The sequence below is a fragment of the Trichocoleus sp. DQ-A3 genome, assembly GCF_039961975.1.
Classification (GTDB): domain Bacteria; phylum Cyanobacteriota; class Cyanobacteriia; order Cyanobacteriales; family FACHB-T130; genus FACHB-T130.
The window spans coordinates 41,043-58,879 of the sequence record NZ_JAMPKC010000012.1 but is presented as its reverse complement, the minus strand read 5'-3'; the positions used below and the strand labels follow the sequence as shown (position 1 = coordinate 58,879).

The 17,837-nt window shown below is 48.0% G+C and carries 10 protein-coding genes and 1 tRNA gene; 7 read left to right on the top strand and 4 right to left on the bottom strand.

Features of this window, described 5'->3' with window-relative positions:
• Positions 1 to 475: 475 nt before the first annotated feature.
• Complete coding sequence (locus tag NDI44_RS17765) at positions 476 to 4,336, bottom strand: CHAT domain-containing protein (RefSeq protein ID WP_190411283.1); 3,861 nt, start codon at positions 4,334 to 4,336, stop codon at positions 476 to 478.
• A gap of 192 nt (positions 4,337 to 4,528) precedes the next feature.
• Between NDI44_RS17765 and NDI44_RS17760 the strand changes: the two genes are divergently transcribed.
• From NDI44_RS17760 to NDI44_RS17740, 5 genes are all read left to right on the top strand, one after another.
• Positions 4,529 to 6,055, top strand: a complete 1,527-nt coding sequence (locus tag NDI44_RS17760; protein WP_190411282.1) for a TM0106 family RecB-like putative nuclease — start codon at positions 4,529 to 4,531, stop codon at positions 6,053 to 6,055.
• Positions 6,056 to 6,170: 115 nt separating this feature from the next.
• Positions 6,171 to 7,388: an esterase-like activity of phytase family protein gene (locus tag NDI44_RS17755; protein ID WP_190411281.1), complete on the top strand. Its 1,218-nt coding sequence runs from the start codon at positions 6,171 to 6,173 to the stop codon at positions 7,386 to 7,388.
• Between the two features lie 177 nt (positions 7,389 to 7,565).
• A tRNA-Asp gene (locus tag NDI44_RS17750) sits at positions 7,566 to 7,639 on the top strand.
• A 101-nt stretch (positions 7,640 to 7,740) separates the two neighbouring features.
• Positions 7,741 to 9,180 (top strand): glutamate--tRNA ligase, encoded by a 1,440-nt coding sequence (gene gltX, locus NDI44_RS17745; protein WP_190411280.1) that lies wholly within the window; start codon positions 7,741 to 7,743, stop codon positions 9,178 to 9,180.
• Between the two features lie 234 nt (positions 9,181 to 9,414).
• Complete coding sequence (locus NDI44_RS17740) at positions 9,415 to 9,888, top strand: hypothetical protein (protein ID WP_242030517.1); 474 nt, start codon at positions 9,415 to 9,417, stop codon at positions 9,886 to 9,888.
• Positions 9,889 to 10,080: 192 nt separating this feature from the next.
• Here the strand turns inward: NDI44_RS17740 and NDI44_RS17735 are convergent, their stop codons facing one another.
• Positions 10,081 to 11,526: a TPM domain-containing protein gene (locus tag NDI44_RS17735; RefSeq protein ID WP_199304758.1), complete on the bottom strand. Its 1,446-nt coding sequence runs from the start codon at positions 11,524 to 11,526 to the stop codon at positions 10,081 to 10,083.
• 200 nt (positions 11,527 to 11,726) lie between these two features.
• Here NDI44_RS17735 and NDI44_RS17730 point away from each other — a divergent pair, with 200 nt between their 5' ends.
• Entirely contained in the window at positions 11,727 to 13,058 is a 1,332-nt protein-coding gene (locus NDI44_RS17730) for a homoserine dehydrogenase (RefSeq protein WP_190411278.1), read from the top strand.
• Between the two features lie 32 nt (positions 13,059 to 13,090).
• Complete coding sequence (locus NDI44_RS17725; protein WP_242036991.1) at positions 13,091 to 14,167, top strand: M23 family metallopeptidase; 1,077 nt, start codon at positions 13,091 to 13,093, stop codon at positions 14,165 to 14,167.
• Between the two features lie 257 nt (positions 14,168 to 14,424).
• Here the strand turns inward: NDI44_RS17725 and NDI44_RS17720 are convergent, their stop codons facing one another.
• Both NDI44_RS17720 and glgA read right to left on the bottom strand, forming a co-directional pair.
• Positions 14,425 to 15,801 carry a right-handed parallel beta-helix repeat-containing protein gene (locus NDI44_RS17720; RefSeq protein ID WP_190411277.1) on the bottom strand — a complete coding sequence of 459 codons (1,377 nt, stop codon included), beginning with the start codon at positions 15,799 to 15,801 and terminating at the stop codon, positions 14,425 to 14,427.
• A 561-nt stretch (positions 15,802 to 16,362) separates the two neighbouring features.
• Positions 16,363 to 17,787, bottom strand: coding sequence for a glycogen synthase GlgA (glgA, locus tag NDI44_RS17715; RefSeq protein ID WP_190411276.1), 1,425 nt, complete (start codon positions 17,785 to 17,787; stop codon positions 16,363 to 16,365).
• Between the last annotated feature and the right edge of the window lie 50 nt (positions 17,788 to 17,837).

Here is a 17,837-nt window from a genome sequence, read left to right as displayed (position 1 = left end):
AATAAAAAGTATCCATATATAAACAGCTTATATATGTAAAGACTTATTAAATGTAATTTTATTAGAGTGACCTACCAACGGCTTGTCTAGCCATGAAAGTTAGTAAAAATGGGAGACTTGATGAAAAAAATAAATCATAGATGGACAATTTTTCTAAAGCTTGCCTAAGTATAAATACGTAAATTCATTTAATTCATAATTAAAACTTATAAGTTATCCTGAAATCAGTGGAGAGTTGAGCTTTATTCCAGCTTCATAAAGATTCAGTAGTTACGCAGTTGAGAAACAAGGGGAGGTGAGGTAGAACTACTTAGGAATGAAGCCAGCGAAAGTCAACCAACCCGATTACATTAACTTCCTGATTGCAACGCAGGATTGTGCGAGATGCTGTTCGTCACTACTTGGCGGCTCCTCGTTTCATTCTTAAGCCAACTGTGTAACTCCTGAGGGAGCTAGAAGCGATACAGTTCGGTTGTTATTTCCACTCGCCTTGCAGCACGAAAGCTGCCCAGTAATAGGGTGCTTTCCATTCCGTTTTTTGCCACATTTCTATCTGTGCTGCTCTCAATGCCGCTGCTGGCTGTAGATTTTTTTCCAGCATTCCTTTGTAAAATTTGGTCATTAACTCGGATGTTGCGCGATCGCTAACACTCCACAAACTCACTACCACTCGCGGCGCACCCGCATACATAAAGCCGCGTGTCAAGCCTACTAATCCTTCGCCTTTGACTTCTTCACCTAATCCCGTTTCGCAAGCACTCAGTACCACCAGTTCAGCTGGCAAGTTGAGATTGAAAACATCGTGCAGTCGCAAGAAACCATTCTGCGATTCGCCTTTTTCATCTAGCAGAGACAGCACCACCCCTGATAATTCTGGATGCACGCTATTAAGGATGCCATGAGTGGCAAAATGCACGATTCGGTACTGGCTGAGTTCTGGATTAGTTGCAGAAGCGCGATTGGCAGCAAAATCGAAGGCTTGCCTGCGTTCTGCGGCTGGTACCAGGGATAGAATCTCCTCCGCTTCTTGCCGGGTAAAGGGTAGACGCTTAAAAGTGACATCCGATTCTCTAGCGGATCTTGCTAAAGCACTGAGTGCAAGGTTTTCTCCGATACTCCCCTGCTTCTCTGTCTGCCTTTTTGCTTTATTGACTCGCTCATCGTCACTGCCAAAGACGGGATCGGCTAGCACCGCCACAGCCTTAGCAGCAGGTTTGCGCCCAGCTTGTTCGTGTCTTAACACGGCTAGCGTGGAGGCTGAGGGCAGATTGACGATTTCGTAATTGACTAACAGTGGAGTGGATGAGGTGGAAGGATTGGCTTTGTTTTCTGTGCTTGGCTGCGTTGGTACTGGTAGCGCGGCAAAGGGGACATACTGCAATGCACCCTCGCTGACAATGAGTAATCGTTTCTTATCTAGTTTCCCAGCCACTTGCCCCAAGAGCATCTGGCTGAGTTTGGTTACGACTTCGGTGCTAGCGGGAGCGAGTTCAACCGCAATGCCTCCCCGTTTATCAGTCGGCTTTCGGGTTTCCAAGCGATAGCCAGGGGTATTCAAAAGTTCATAGAAACCTCGCGCCGCTAACTCAATTTCGGCGCGTTTAGGGAGTTCGTAGCTGGTGATGCCAGTCTTGGTGACTGCCCATAGATAGCTGCGTTCTTCGCCTAGCGAGTATTCCAAAAGCAGGGTATCGTCATCCAGAACCTGCTGCTGAATCTCTGCTAAGGTGAGGGGTTTTGGCTGAGTGAGGGCGGCATAGCTAGGGCTTTTAGCGTGGATGTCAGCTTGAGCTTGCCGATACTCTTCTAAGAGGTTTTCTCGTTCTCGTTCAATTTTCTCTACCTGTTCTTTGGCGGGGTTGCTACTGTGTAACTCAACTCGGCGTTTCTCGACAGCATCAAGTTTTTGCTGCAAGGTGCGCTCTTGTTCCAGCTGTTTTGGCTCGACTCCTTGGCGAATATTGGCATTAGCCTCTGTTAGGAGTTCCAAAAGACTCCGGGCACGAGCGCGTTCCGAGGCGTGCAGTGCCAGAGCATCGTACCCAATAGAAGGCTCTTTTTTGTGCAGTTGCATCAGCAAGTCGATGTAGAACTGGTAGTAATTCTGCACCGAGGCAAAGTAGGAAGTACGCAGTTCTGGGCTAGTAACTCTGGTACGGATATCCTCAACGATTTTGATCGCTGCTTCGATTTGGGTACGAGCTTCGTTGAGATTACCCTTGTCGCGTTGTGTAATCGCAACCTCATAGAGTATATATGCTTCCTCCGCACGATCGCCCATCAACCGCCGTAGTGCTAGTTCCCGATCATAGGTTGAAAGCGCTTTTTCGTACTGCTTCAACGCATTGTAAACCTTGCCCAGGTTCCGCAAGGCGTTGGCTTCTGCTAGGCGAGTCCCCACCTTCCGGTGCCCAGTCACTGCCTTTTGGGTGGCTTCCAGTGCTTTGGGATAATCTCCCGATGCCAGATACACCCTGCCAGTCATAACGAAGGACATGGCTTCCCAAAAGCTGTCCTTCTGTTGGCGCGACAGTGAAAGTAATTGTTTAGCAGCATCAAGCGCCTTGGGATAATCCTTTAATGACTCGTAGGCTCTAACCATAGAGGCGAGTATCCTGGCTTGCCGCAAGAAATCGTTATTTTCTCTTGCTAGAGCCAGCGCTTGGTTGTGATACTCCAACGACTCCTCATAATCTTTCGCTTCTTGGTAGACAAAGCCAATGTCGTCAAGGGTTGAAGCTTGCCTGGTGCGATCGCCAATGCTTTTAAATATCTCTAGTGCTTTGGTGTTTGTATCGATACTGAGCTGATAATCCCCTAACGCCTGGTAGACTCCAGCAATGCTATTAAGAGTGACGCCTTCTTGAGTGCGATCGTTCACCCGACGCTGGATATCGAGGGATTGGTTGTATAAGTCGAGCGCTTGTTGCGGCTTACCCATTGAATTATGGATATCAGCAATGTTACGGAGGGTAAAAGCTTCTCTAGCGGGAGCGGGAATGGCACGCCACAGCACGAGCGCTTGGTTTAATGCATCGAGGGCTTTGTGCATTTCCCCTAATTGGTTGTAGACATAGCTGACTGAGCTGAGGACTGTCGCTTCCCCAAATCGGTTTCCCGCCTTTTGCAAAAGCGATCGCGCTTGGTTATAAAAGTCCAGCGCTTTGGAATAATCGCCAAATCCTGATGAGGCGTAGGTGCTAGCGATACCTGAGAGAATCCCAGCTTGCTGAGAAAGGTTGAAGGTTAAAGCTGTTCCAGATAGATTTTCCTGTGCTGCTTGTTGGAGTTCCAGCGCTTGGTTATAGGAGTTCAGCGCCTTCTGATGCTCGCCCAATGAGTAGTTGAGCAAGCCAATTTGGCTGAGGATATCCGCTTGCCCAGCCAAATCCTTCCTTTCTTGTTGGATTTTTAGTGCTTGTTCATAAGATTCAAGCGCCTGTTGCGATTCGCCCAAGTTGATGTAGCTCAGACCGATATTCTGAAGTGTTTGGACTTGTGCGGCAGTATCCTTCTCGGCACGTTGGATTACCAGCGCTCGATTGTAAAAGCTGAGGCTTGATTGAGTTTCGCCTAGCTTAAAGTAGACATCACCAATGTTGTTGAGCGTAATAGCTTCACGAGAGGGTTGTTTCTCAGCTTGAAACAGCGACAGGGCTTGATTGTGATATTTGAGCGCTTCTTGCATTTTGCCCAAGCTGTAGTAAACATTGCCGAGAGAATCGAGCAGGGAAGCTTCCCCAACGTTGGTGGTTACAAGTGCTTGCTTATAGGAGTCGAGCAGTTTTTGTTGGTCGTCCGAGTTGGAGCCAGCATTATCGGTAGAGGCGTGAGCGATCGCTTCTTGAAGACTGTTTTTTAACTCGCGCCTGATGGCTAATCCTCGCTCGAAATAGTCCAGTGCCTTGCGAGGTTCGCTCTGAATATAGTAGATCGTGCCGATGGCAAGAAGAGTCGAAGCTTCAAAACCACGAGCTGCATAGGTCGGAGCTTCGTTAACAGCTAATTCCTGCCAAAGTTTCAAAGCTTCTTCGTATTTGGCAAGTGCCTGTTGCTGAGATTCTGCTGTTCCTTGCTGCCGTAGTTGCCCTGCTTGCTCAAATAGTTGCTGTGCTCGTGTATAGGCTTGTTGCCGATCGGTAGTCGTTGTATTTGGCGAGGAAGTTGCTGGCTGTTGGGCGATTGAAACGCTGGTTGCCTGTGCCCTCACTGATGACAACAATAGAACAGTTACAAATAACGCCAAACTACGATAGATAGAAGCTGAAAACGATATAGGAAGTAACAATAAGAGCGATCGCCACCCAATCAACTGCCGTTTGCTACGCTTAGCCATGCCTACACCCTCACGCTCAAAATCGCCACTACTCTAACCGATGGTGCGCTGTCAAAATCTACACGTAGGAGATGCGATAAATCGTATCTCTACAAGTCCGCTCTCGTCAGGCTTTGTCTGTCTAGCACCATTTAGCCTGAGTGCGATAAGAGCGATCGCGAAAGCTCACTCATTCTCTGTTAGCTTGAAGTCATGCTGCTAACTGTTAATATGTTGCGGCACTACCAACGTTGTAGTCGCCGGTCTTTTCTCGATTTATATGGAGATCCTACCCAGCAGGATTTTCAAAGTGATTTTCGCGCCAAATTGCAACAGGATCGGTATGCTCTCCAGCAAACCATTCTGGCGGGACAGACTTATCACAAACCCAATTACGCTTGGGGAGATTGGCACGCTGGTGCGAATGCCACGATTGCCTTGATGCAAGAGGGCGTTGAGCTAATTTACCGAGGCGTGCTTCTGAAAGAGGAAGAAGTAAGGATAGAGGATGAATCCTTCTTGCACCTTCCGAAGACAGTGACCCTCGTGAGTTGTCCCGATTTTTTGGTTAAACAACCCGGACAATCAAACTTTGGCGATTGGATTTACGTTCCCAGTGACATTCATTTAGGTCGGCGTCCTAAGCTGGAATATCAAACGGTTGCAGCTTTTCACGCTCATCTGCTGGCATCTGTTCAGGGGGTTTTGCCGGATACGGTTTGGCTGCGATTACGGGAAAAAAAGGCTTATGCAGTCAATTTGAGTAAATGGGTGCCGATGATGCAGGCACTTGTAGAGGAGTGTATCGAAATGCTCCTGTCTCGGCAAGAGCCAGAGGTATTCATTACCCGTCAGCGGTGCAATCTTTGCCCTTGGTTAAATCACTGTTATGCGATCGCTCAAGAACAGCAACATCTCTCTTTGATTCCGGGTGTAACGCCGAGTCGCTATCAGCATTTGCAGACGCTTGAACTGACGAGTCGGGAGTCTCTGGCAGGTGTCAGTCCGGCTTTTTTGGAGCCAGCTTTGGGAGAGGAGGTAGCGCAACAGCTAGTACAGCAAGCGCAATCAGTAGTGGAGAATCGGGCGATGCTTCTGGAGAAACCTTTTGCGATCGCTAAAACCACTAAAACAGCAGAATGGGTGATGGACAATCCATCTTCTCTCCTTTCACCTATCGAACTTTACTTTGATATTGAAGCAGAACCGTCGCTAGAACTGGATTATCTGCTGGGAGTTTTAGTGGTAGACCGTCAAGCTAATACAGAAACGTTTTATCCTTTCTTAGCAGAACAACCCAGCGACGAAGAATTGGTTTGGCAGCAATTTTTAGATTTGGTTTGGACTTATCCTCAGGCTCCCATTTTCCATTTCTGCGACTACGAAATCCTGACGATGAAGCGGCTGGCTAAATGCTACAACACCCCGCTGGAGAGGCTACGTCCGGTGCTATCGCGCTTTGTGGATATCCACGAGTGGGTAACAGGGATGGTGACACTGCCCGTCGAAAGTTATGCTTTAAAAGCGATCGCGCATTGGTTGGGTTTTGAGTGGCGCGATGCGGGGGCGAACGGACAAGTGTGTATCTATTGGTACGATCAATGGTTAAAAACACGCGATCGCACTTTCCTCGACGCCATTCTGCGCTACAACGAGGACGATTGCCGCGCTACCCGTCACCTGAAAGACTGGCTGGTAGACTTTATGCAGGATGCGGCTCATTTGGATGCACGGGAGTAACCGTTCCAGCACCCAATTTTTCCAATTCAACTCTCTTATAACCTTCTCTTAAAAAAATCTTATTTTTATGATGATACGGTGCTGGTGTAAATGGCTTAATTTAACACCGGCAATCATGAGCAAGATCGATAAATTTTTTACATCTTTCTGTTTTATTGGTGGATTAACCGCTGCACTTCTGACAGCACATCCCGCTCAGGCATTCAAAATAACCGGCGTCGATTACTTAGGACAATCCACTTTTCCGACTGGTTTTTCATTTCAGGGAACTGAATTGGGAGGGCTATCAGGAATTACTTACGATGCCAGTAAAAACGTTTATTACAGCATTTCTGATGACCGGAGCGAAAAGGCACCATCTCGGTTTTATACCCTCAAAATTGATATTTCTCAGGGTTCTTTAAAGCAGGGTGGAGTGACGCCTGTAGACGTAACAACCTTGTTGAATATAAACAATCAACCTTTTGCTCCTTTAAGTCTCGACCCAGAAGGCATTGCCTTAACTAGCAAGGGAAGTCTATTTATCTCTTCTGAAGGAGATGCTAACCAATTAATTAATCCTTTCGTTAATGAATTTTCTTTGGCAGGTCAGCAACTTCAAACCCTGCTAATTCCTCAGAAGTTTTTACCAACAGCGGCTAAAGATAGCGGAATTCGCAATAACTTAGCCTTTGAAAGCTTGACGCTTACCCCTGACCAAAAGTATTTGTTTACAGCTACAGAAAATGCCTTGGTTCAGGATGGTGCTGTCGCTGACATCAAGGTGGCAAGTCCTTCGCGAATCTTAAAATATAACCTCGTAACTGGGAAGCCGGAACAGGAATTTTTATACGTTACCGATCCAGTTGCCGCAGCACCCAATCCTGTTAATAGTTTCAAGACCAATGGTTTAGTAGATTTGTTAGCAGTGAATGAAGATACGTTTCTTAGCTTAGAACGGTCTTTTTCTACTGGAGTGGGGAACACAATCAAGCTGTTTGAGGTGTCTTTAGAAAAGGCAACCGATATTAGCAGTATTAACAGTCTCAGTACAATCAACCTCAACACTATCAAACCAGCTCAGAAAAAACTGCTACTTGATTTCGAGAAGTTAGGTGTGACGCTCGATAATATTGAAGGTTTGACTTTTGGCCCTGATTTGGCAGATGGACGAAAGTCGCTGATTGTAGTTAGCGATAACAACTTTAGCCCGATTCAGTTTACCCAGGTACTCGCTTTTGGCATTGCCACCAAATCAGCGGCGCATCGTTCTGTCCCGGAACCTTCGGCACTCGCAGGCTTGGTATTTGCAGCACTTGTGAGCATTAAAGTCAAGCGCCACATTCATAGTTAATCCGGACAATATCGCGCTAAGATGCAAAGACGCCAAATGAAGCAACGTTTTAGCGTCTTTGCGCCTTGGCACGAGACCAAAAAAGCCGTGTCTACCCCACCACTCGAAAGAGCATAAAAAAAAGGGGTTGACAAATCTAACGAGACTCGACATAATCGTTAATGGCTCGGAAAACAAGGGACTGTAGTTCAATTGGTTAGAGCACCGCCCTGTCACGGCGGAAGTTGCGGGTTCGAGCCCCGTCAGTCCCGTAAAAAGTAGTAGAAAAGTTAGTAGGGGTTAGGTGTTGAAACCTGCCCCTACAATTATTAGCAGCTACAACAAATATAGAAACCTTTTGAGAGAATCTGCTGTGACCGTTAGAGTTCGGATTGCACCAAGTCCTACTGGGAACTTACATATTGGGACGGCGAGAACCGCCGTATTTAACTGGCTGTTTGCTCGCCATCATGGCGGCGAGTTCATCCTGCGAATTGAAGACACCGATGAAGCGCGATCGCGCCCCGAATATACTCAAAACATCCTTGATGGTCTGAAATGGATGGGAATGACCTGGGATGAGGGGCCATTTTTTCAATCCAAGCGCCTCGACCTGTACCGCAAAGCCATTCAAACTCTCGTAGAGAAGGGCTATGCTTATCGCTGCTACACCAGCGAAGCCGAACTAGACGAATTGCGGACAGCGCAAGCGGCAAGAAAAGAGGCTCCCCGTTATGACAACCGCCATCGGAACTTGACGCCAGAACAACAAGCGGCTTTTGAAGCCGAAGGGCGTCGTCCGGTGCTTCGCTTCAAAATTGATGATGACCGGGAGATCTCCTGGAACGATCTGGTACGCGGCAAAGTTAGCTGGAAAGCCAGCGACCTCGGCGGCGATATGGTGATTGCTCGTGCCTCAGACGATTCAGTGGGTCAGCCGCTGTACAATTTGGCAGTGGTGGTGGATGACATTGATATGCGGATCACCCATGTCATCCGGGGAGAAGACCATATTGCGAACACAGCTAAGCAAATTTTGCTCTATGAGGCACTGGGAAGTGCAATCCCGGAATTTGCCCATACGCCATTGATTTTGAACAAGGAAGGCAAAAAGCTCTCGAAGCGGGATGGCGTCACTTCCATTTCCGACTTCCAGCAAATGGGCTACACGCCTGAAGCCTTGGCGAATTACATGACATTGTTGGGATGGACGCCCCCAGATTCCACCAAGGAAATCTTTACTCTGCCAGAAGCGGCTCAACAGTTCGGCTTTGAGCGAGTCAATAAGGCAGGGGCAAAGTTTGACTGGGATAAGCTGAATTGGCTTAACAGTCAGTATCTGCACAAGATGCCGATAGATGAGCTATTAAATCAGCTGATTCCCTACTGGCAGGCGGCTGGATACGAATTTGACCCGATCAGCGATCGCCCTTGGTTAGAACAGTTAACCAGCCTGCTGAGTGCCAGCCTGACGCGCTTGCAGGATGCAGTCGAGATGAGCCAGATATTCTTTAGCCAAACCGTAGCCTACAGCGAAGAGGGACTGACTCAGTTGCAGCAGGACGGCACCGAAACCGCTTTGCAGGCGATTTTGGACGCCCTAGAAAATCATCAAACCTTGACAGCAGAGGGTGCCCAAGACATCATCAAACAGCTGACCAAGGAGAAGAATCTGAAGAAAGGATTAGTGATGCGAAGTTTCCGCGCAGCTCTAACCGGCGATTTGCATGGTCCTGATTTGATTCAATCTTGGTTGATCCTGAATCAGCGGGGTCTGGACAAGCTACGTTTACAGCAAGCCCTAGAAAAGTAAGCTGATATTCTTTCTTTTTCTTTTGCAAGCCTTCTCAAGCTCAGCCTGAGAAGGCTTTTGGCTTCTTCTTTGGAACTTCTTATGGGATACTATCGTCACTGCTACAACTAGAGCCGTTACATAATCGGTAACAAGGTGCCGTTTTTGGAAGTGAGGATGTACAAACCCGTACCCAATTTAGGGGAAAAATCGGTAGGAAAGTCCCTCTGGGCAGGCATCACAACCATAGCCCTGATGGCGGTAGGAGTGTTGAGCCTTTCGAGGGTGCAAGCCCAATCCGTACAATCCCCGCCCATATTCGAGAATGTCACCCTCGGTCCCCGGTTTTCGCCCGATCCGTTGACGATTCGGGGTATCAGTGGCGGCGAAATAGCGGCCCAAAAAATTGCAGGTCGCAGCGAAACCGCTACCGGGCCATGTGTTGGTTTTACGGACGATAAGCCCGATCACACTGTAGTTTTAACTTCGTTTTTCAACTTTCTATCCATCCAAGTGCAAAGCCCAGAAGACACTACCCTCGTGATCAAGGGACCTGGTGGCAGCTGGTGCAATGATGAGTATGAAGGCAAAAACCCTGGCATTGCTGGTCAGTGGCAGCCGGGAACTTACGGAATTTGGGTGGGATCTTACGATAAAAGTAAATTCAACCCCTACATTATCAAAATTACTGAAGTCAACTTACTCAATCCTGGCCCCTTCCGGCGTTAATTAGCGCATTTTTTACTTGCGTCCAATGCACTTTTCGCGGATGAAGGGCGACTCTAGTTGCGGTTCTGCCTGTGTTGGAATACACACTTGGAACCTCACCCCCAGTACCCTCTCCGCAGGCGGCGAGGGGGAAATACAGTTGAATCCTTCCCGGAAAAGCGGGGTGCGATCACTACCAGCCCCTACCAGTCCTTACCAGTCGCTACCGGCACCGCCACCGCCACTGCTCCCGCCGCCAAAATCACTGCTACTGGAGCTACTACCGCTGTCAGAACTCCAGCTATTGCTGCTATTGTCGCAACTGCTACTGTTGCTAGTGTTGTCGCTACTACCACTGTCATAGTTGCTGGTGCTATAGCTACTGGTATTGGTATCTGAACTAAAGTTGCTATAGCTATCGTTACTGGATGGGTAGCTACTGGTATTGGTATCTGAACTAAAGTTGCTATAGCTGTCGTTACTTACGGTATAGAGATTGCTAGAACTCCTGACGCTAATGTTAGGCGTGATGGGACGTGGGGGAGTCAAAGAGGGAATGATTTCCTCTGTTTCCCGACAATCAAAACAGCAGTGACATTTATGGGTAATCTGGCGAATACCTTCGCTGTAGATTGTCGGAGATTGCAGAATCCGATCGGTGCGTTCGACAGTCAGTTCTTGGCAGATGGGACAGTTACTAAATTTGTTGATTGTGGCAACGTAGGCGCGAATATGGATTCCCATTCCGGTTAGATGAGGATGACATTTGGGACATTGCCAGCCTTCAAATTCGACGCTACCGAGATTTTGTGCCGCTTGTTCTGCTGGGGTGAGATGGGGCAGCACTAAAACGGGGTCTAGTTTTTGCATGGGTTGCTGGCAATGAGCGCAGTGTAATTGCTTTTCGCCTCCCCAAAGTTTGTAGCTACGCGATCGCCCTTCTGGTTCAATTAGGACGGGACGATTTAACCAATTCACGAAACGCCGAATTATCAAGACGAGAACACCGCCACAGATGGCGGCAACTACCACGACTCCGCCAATCGGAAATACTTCCCAAGGAATCCCCATGTTGGAATTTTGTTGATTTGCGGCAGCAGGAGTTGGCAGTTCACCCGCTCTCAACTCTACAATCAGTGCTTGCGTTCCCGCCAGGGTGCCACCGTTAAAGTCACCCTGCTTAAATCGCGGTGCGATTTCTTGTTGGATAATTTTGCTAACACGCGCATCGGGGAGAATCGACTCGATACGGTAACCTGTTTCGATTTCTACGCGACGTTCCCGCTGGGAAATCAGCAGCAGCACCCCGTTGTCCCGCCCTTTCTTGCCAATGCCCCAATAATTAAATAGCGACGTAGCGAACGCCTTGGGAGTAGCAGAAGGTGAAGTCTCTGGCACCGTCACTACCGCGATTTCACTGCTATTTTTTGCCTCTAAATCTGAGATGATCTGGTTGAGTTGTGCTTCCGTCGCCGGACTGAGCATATCTGCCATGTCTGTCACCCAGCCACCATTGACTTGCCGGGGATTGGGAACTTCCTGAACGGTTAAAGCCTTGCTGACGACTGGAAAGGCAGCAACGGCGAAACTCGCAAAACCAGCAAGAGCAATTTGTTTGAGCATAAGCGATCGCAACTCAAAAACTGTAATGGGTGCCATCACCTCTAGAATGTCTCAGGTGGATCGGCAATTCGGTTCACTCTTTTGCTCAGTTTTTGGCTCACTGTTCGGGGCGATGATGGGAAGGGTGTTGGTAGCATCCCCTGTGTTAGCATTGCCAACGCGATGGAGGCAGAGCCGAAAAGCTAAATTACAAGTAAATTACAAGCGCTGTAGAGTTAAAATTCAGGATAACGGTTGTGGCTTTTAAAATTGGATTACTGGGACTGGGGACAGTCGGCACGGGTACGGCACAAATTTTGCTAGCTCCGCAAGGGCGTCATCCGCTGCTGCAAGAAATAGAAGTTTATCGGGTGGGAGTGCGATCGCTAGATAAGCCCCGACTCGTAGAAATGTCAGAAAGCTTGCTGACGACCGATTTGGAATCGGTTGTTACCGACCCCCATGTGGATATTGTGGTGGAGGTGATGGGAGGCTTAGAACCCGCGCGATCGCTCATCCTCAAAGCGATCGCCAATGGTAAGCACGTTGTCACGGCAAACAAGGCGGTGATTTCTCGCTACGGCGATGAAATTTTTACGGCGGCGAATCAAGCAGGCGTCTATGTGATGCTAGAGGCAGCCGTTGGGGGCGGTATCCCGGTGATTCAACCCCTGAAGCAGGCGCTGAGTGTCAACCGGATTCATTCGGTGACTGGCATTGTCAATGGCACCACGAACTACATCCTCAGTCGGATGCAAACCGAGGGGGGTGAATTTAGCGAGATTCTGGCAGATGCCCAGCAGTTGGGCTATGCAGAAGCCGATCCAACGGCTGATGTAGACGGTTTAGATGCTGCTGACAAGATGGCGATTTTGGCTTCCTTAGCGTTTGGGGGACGCATCAAGCTGCCAGAAATATACTGTGAGGGGATTTCTAAGGTCAGCGCCGCCGATATTGCCTATGCGGAAAAACTCGGCTTTACGATCAAATTATTAGCGATCGCTAAACAAGATTTACCGGCACCGGAGAAAGAAACTCTAGACAGAGAAACGGGAAATTTGGCGTCTCTACAAGTCAGAGTTCATCCGACTCTCGTACCCAAAACTCACCCGCTTGCCAGTATTAGCGGCGTCTATAACGCAATTCTCGTAGAAGGCGAACCGATTGGGCAGGTGATGTTTTACGGACGTGGGGCGGGTTCCGGTCCCACTGCCAGCGCTGTTGTCTCGGATATTTTAAATATTGCTGCCATTTTGAAAAGTGGTGGAGATGCTGCCAAACTGCATCCCTTGTTAAGCTGTTCCCATCAAGATTACTGCGCGATCGCCCCGATGGAGGAGCTAGTTACGCGGTTTTACGCTCGTTTCTTGACACCGGATCGTCCGGGCGTTATTGGTAAGTTGGGCACCAGTTTCGGCAATTACCAGGTGAGTCTTGAATCTGTGGTGCAAACTGGTATCCACGGCGAACTTGCCGAAATTGTCGTCGTGACTCACGATGTCCGGGAAGGGAACTTTCGACAAGCCCTGGATGAAATTCGCACGTTAGATACGATAGACAGTATTCCCAGCATTTTGCGAGTTTTGTGAGGAGACAAGTGGCGAAAGGTGTAGAGAGGCGAATGAATACAGCTTCCCTAAAATACAGCGATCGCTCCTCTTTTAGCCGCTTTTGTTTAAGCGCAGGGGCGCGTCAGCGCGGGGGTTGGGTGAATCTCAAAGATGGCATCAAAAAAGCGAACGGATATTGCGATCGCATCTTAGAAATGTTAGGAAAAACGCAAAAATTCAGTTTTTTCTTCCTCCTTCCGGTTTCTTTTTGCCTTTTTTCAGCGGCATTTTCAAAATCTTCTGTAGCTGAAGACATTCTTGCTGTACCTGCCCTTTCATCGCCTCCTGCAACTGAGGGGAAGGGGAACAAGCAAATGTGCCCACCCCCAGCGTTAGAACGCTTGATTCGCCACAAAGTTGCCGCTGGTGAAACTTTAGAAAGGATTGCCAGCCAATACAATCTCATTCCTGCTACTTTGATCGGTTTCAATCCGTCTTTACGGCAAGGCAAAGCACCCGTAGGGACAGAAATTTTGATTCCGCCTTACAATGGCATTCGCGTCGAAGTTCCGGCTAGGAAAACTTGGCAAGATGTAGCCAAAACCTACCGAATTCGTGCCGATGTACTCTATGAGGTAAACGGTTGCCAGAAAAATCCTAGAGTTGTATTTATCCCTGGAGTAAATTGGTCGCCTGCAAGTCTGACTGGACGTAACAACCGGAAATTAGCCCATTATCCCTTACCCGCAACGACAGCGATCGCACTGGGTTATGGTTGGCAGCTAAATCCTCGTAGCAATCAAGTTGCTTTTCACAGCGGTATCGATCTGTTGGCAGAAGTTGGGACACCCGTGCTAGCAGTGGATAAGGGAACTGTAGCCTTTATTGGCGATCGCGGAGACTCTGGCAATTTAGTCGTCATTAATCATCCGGGAGGACGCCAAACCCGTTATGCTCACCTTGCAACCATTGATGCTAGTCGTGGTAAACAAGTTAACCAGGGGGATGTCCTGGGAACGGTTGGTACCACAGGACTCCCTGACGTAGACAAACCCCATCTGCATTTTGAGTTGCGCTACAACTCGAATTTAGGCTGGGTGGCACAAGATCCACAAACCTATCTTCAGCAAGTAACTGTTAATAGATAATCGGGAATCTGTGCTTGCAGCTAGTTTGACTCATCCCATTTCTGTTTTGATGCACTACATACAGCTCACCCTTTTTTGAGGGTAGGGGATATTTAATGTAGAGCATCATCCAGAAAGATTTGTCTTAATTCGTCAGTAGGATTTTTTTATGCACAGAAGGCTAGGGAAAAGACTTAGTAATCGCAAAAACTTGTAGTTCCTCTGCGTAACTTTGCCCTTTCCCAGATTGCCCTTTGCGTTAAAAAATCATTACTCTTCTACTTGAAATATTCGTAAGCCCCAATGTCATGCTTTAGCCCTAGCGGGCGGCTCGATCCTGCATAATCATTCGTGACTTGAGTAAGCGTAGTACCTCTTTCAATGGCTAGGGAACCAGGCTGAAGCTTGTAGTCAGTTGCCACTGTAGTTCCCGGATTTACCAGCAACGGGTTGGCAGTGATATCGCCGGTACCCACAGCAATACCAGCACTGCCACCATACCAAGAGTTATTCTGAAATGCCAATCCCGTTTTGGCTGGAATTTCTGTCATCGCGACACTGCCAGTTTGGGAGAAAATGTTGTTGGCAATCAGATTGTTTGTATGACCTGGATCGCTATGGATCAGGAGCATGGCTCGCGTTGCTTTGTAAAAGGTATTGTTGGCGATAACAAAGTTCTTCAACCCTCCGCCTCTGCCGTAATTTGAAAAATAGGCAAAGCCTGTAAGTCCGCCAATGACGATATTGTTGCGGATTTTAATGTTATTCACTGGGTTGGAAAAATCGTAGTATTCATTGGATGCCTGAATCCCACTCGCTGGTTTACCGTCTCGGTAAAAGTTTGTGTTGTTGGTGGTGTAAATGTGGTTGCGCTCTACCGTGATGTCAGTAGCGTTGTCCAGGTATAGATTCACGCTGTAGTTGTCATACACCTTATTACCAGAAGCTACACCGCCCTTGGTCAAAATAAAGTCGATCCCCTCACCGTAGTTCTGATACACGTGGTTGTTGCTGATGGTGACATTGCTTGCTCTGCCACTAGCGATCCCCTGATCCCAACCATCAGCAAGGGTACGGCTTTTATTCGCAAGGCAATTCATATAAACGGTGTTGCCGTCGATTCGGATGTTTGAGGCTGTGGTCATATCTTTGTCGTAACCAACAAAGATACCGTTCTTGTAGGAGTTGTAAACGGTGTTGTTGAGGATCTGGAGGTTGTTGCCGCCCCAGGACACAATGCCTGTAAATTTGGAGTTCTTTACTTCAAAGCCCTTGAAGATGTTGTATGCGCCAGCTAGATTCACGATGTTGGTGTTGCTTGGCGTTTTAGTGCCATCTAAAATTGCTTTCTCGCCTGGATAGGATTGGTAGCTAATCGGACTGCTGGCGGTGCCGATGCTGCCAATGTATTGTTCTTTCGTAAAGCTGTAGGTGCCTCCCCGTACATATACCGTGTCGCCAGCCTTTGCCTTATAAGCTGCGTGACTGATAGTGGCAAATGGGCTGTTCTGGCTTCCAGAATTACTATCACTACCATTCGTCGCAACGTAGTAGGTGGTAATAGCGAGTGCTGGTTTTGTTACCAGTCCGACGCTAATCGTCGAGGCACTAAAAATCAACAGCAGGCTCAATCCAGAAGAGTTTACTTTAGACATTTTTTACTTCGTTGGTAAACGACAAGAACGCTAGAGATGACCCTGCTGTGCAGTTTTAGGAAGCTTCATCAAAACTTCATAAAACTGGTCTGCTAAATCCTAGCCGTCGTTAATACCGATTGAGATCCGCGATATTACTGACATATTTCGGAGAAAACGCTGAAATGCAGTAAAAACTTGCTTTATTTGTAGGCTCGTTTTGTAGTCGCTACTTGCGTTTGCAAAAAAGTTACAAAGAAGCTATCAGTAGTACGGAAACTGTACTTTATATAAGAAATATATATAAGCGCTCGCAAGCTAGCTAGAACAAGGTCTAACCCCAAGGATTATGGTGCTTGTAGCGTTTTTATTGTCCGCAATTCAAGGATTATTGCCAATAAGCTTAACTTATGCCTGGATTTTAGGGCGAGTACCTTACGCTGACAATGAGCGCATCCTATGCACTCACAAGGTTTTGAAACTTTGCCACCAAGTTTGACAGCGTTAGCGATCACTAACGCACCCTAGCTAACAAAAAGCCCCCTGCTTGCAGGGGGTCTTTAACCGAAGTGCCTTTTATGACTAAGTATTTACTAACTCTGACTGCATCTCAGGCTGGGCGGGTTCTTCCTCAGTGATACCGTAAATGGAGTTGTACAGTTTGACATACTCCTTCGCGGATGTGTCCCAACTGAAGTCCATCTGCATACCCCGCTTCTGCAACTCCTGCCATTGCGGTTTGAAGCGGAAAGCTTCCCATGCCCGAACCATACAGGTGTAAAGGTCTAGGGGTTCATAACGGTCGAAGGAGTACCCCGTACCAGCGTGGTTCACTGGGTCGTGGAAAGAAACGGTATCGACTAAGCCACCTGTGCGACGGACAATCGGCACGCAGCCGTAACGCATCGCCAACATTTGGCTAATGCCGCAAGGCTCAAAGCGGCTAGGCATGAGGAAAGCATCGCTACCCGCATAGATGCGTCTGGAGAGAGCATCGTTATAGAGTAAGTAGTTTGCCATGCGACCTGGGTAGCGGGAAGCCATTTGCCACATCTGGGTTTCGTAATAGCGATCGCCTGTACCCAGGAGGACAAACTGAGCATCGGTATACGCCATGAAGCGATCGAGCATTTGAATCACAAGATCGATGCCCTTCTGCTCCACCAGTCGCGTTACCATGCCAATCACAAAGGCATTTTTGTTAACTTCTAAGCCGACTTCTTCTTGCAGTGCAATTTTGTTGGCTTGACGTTTCTCAAGAGTATCAATTGTGAAGGTCTGAGTAATGTATTTGTCAGTGGCGGGGTCGTAAACCTCCGTATCGATGCCGTTAACAATACCGGATAACTTTCCGCTAATGAAAGACAGCAAACCTTCCAACGTTTCGCCATAAGCGGGGGTTTGAATTTGCTGGGCGTAGGTGGGGGAAACGGTGTTCACCTTGTTTGCAAACTGCACCGCTGCTGCCATTGTGTTGTGTCCTTGCATATACCAAGGACACCAAGTAATTTTCTCTAAATACCAACGCCAAGGCCCTTGATAAGCCAGATTATGAATCGTGAAGACGGTGGTAATATCGGGATCTTGGTTCATCCACACCGGAATCATCCCGGTGTGCCAGTCATGGCAGTGGATAATTTGCGGCTTCCAGTAATTCCAGCAAAACTCTGCTGCACCGTTAGCAAACAGCGTGAACCGCCAGTCTTCATCGTCCCCAGAATAGATGCGACGTGGCATGAAAGCCGGATGACCAAATAGGTACAGTGGCACATCGGTTCCAGGTAGAACGGTTTCATAAACTGAGAACGACTGGAACATGGCAGAACCCGACCAAACAGGGTCTTTGGGAATCTCCATTTTGTCGGGCAGCATACCGTAGTAAGGCATGAAGATTCGCACATCATGCCCCATTTTTCGCAGAATTTTTGGTAAGGCACCAACGACATCACCCATCCCACCCACTTTGGCGATGGGCGCTGCTTCAGCTGCAACAAACAGAATTCGCATTATTGCTGGCGTTTCCTGAAATATTTTGGTTACATCATACCGAGTCAGGG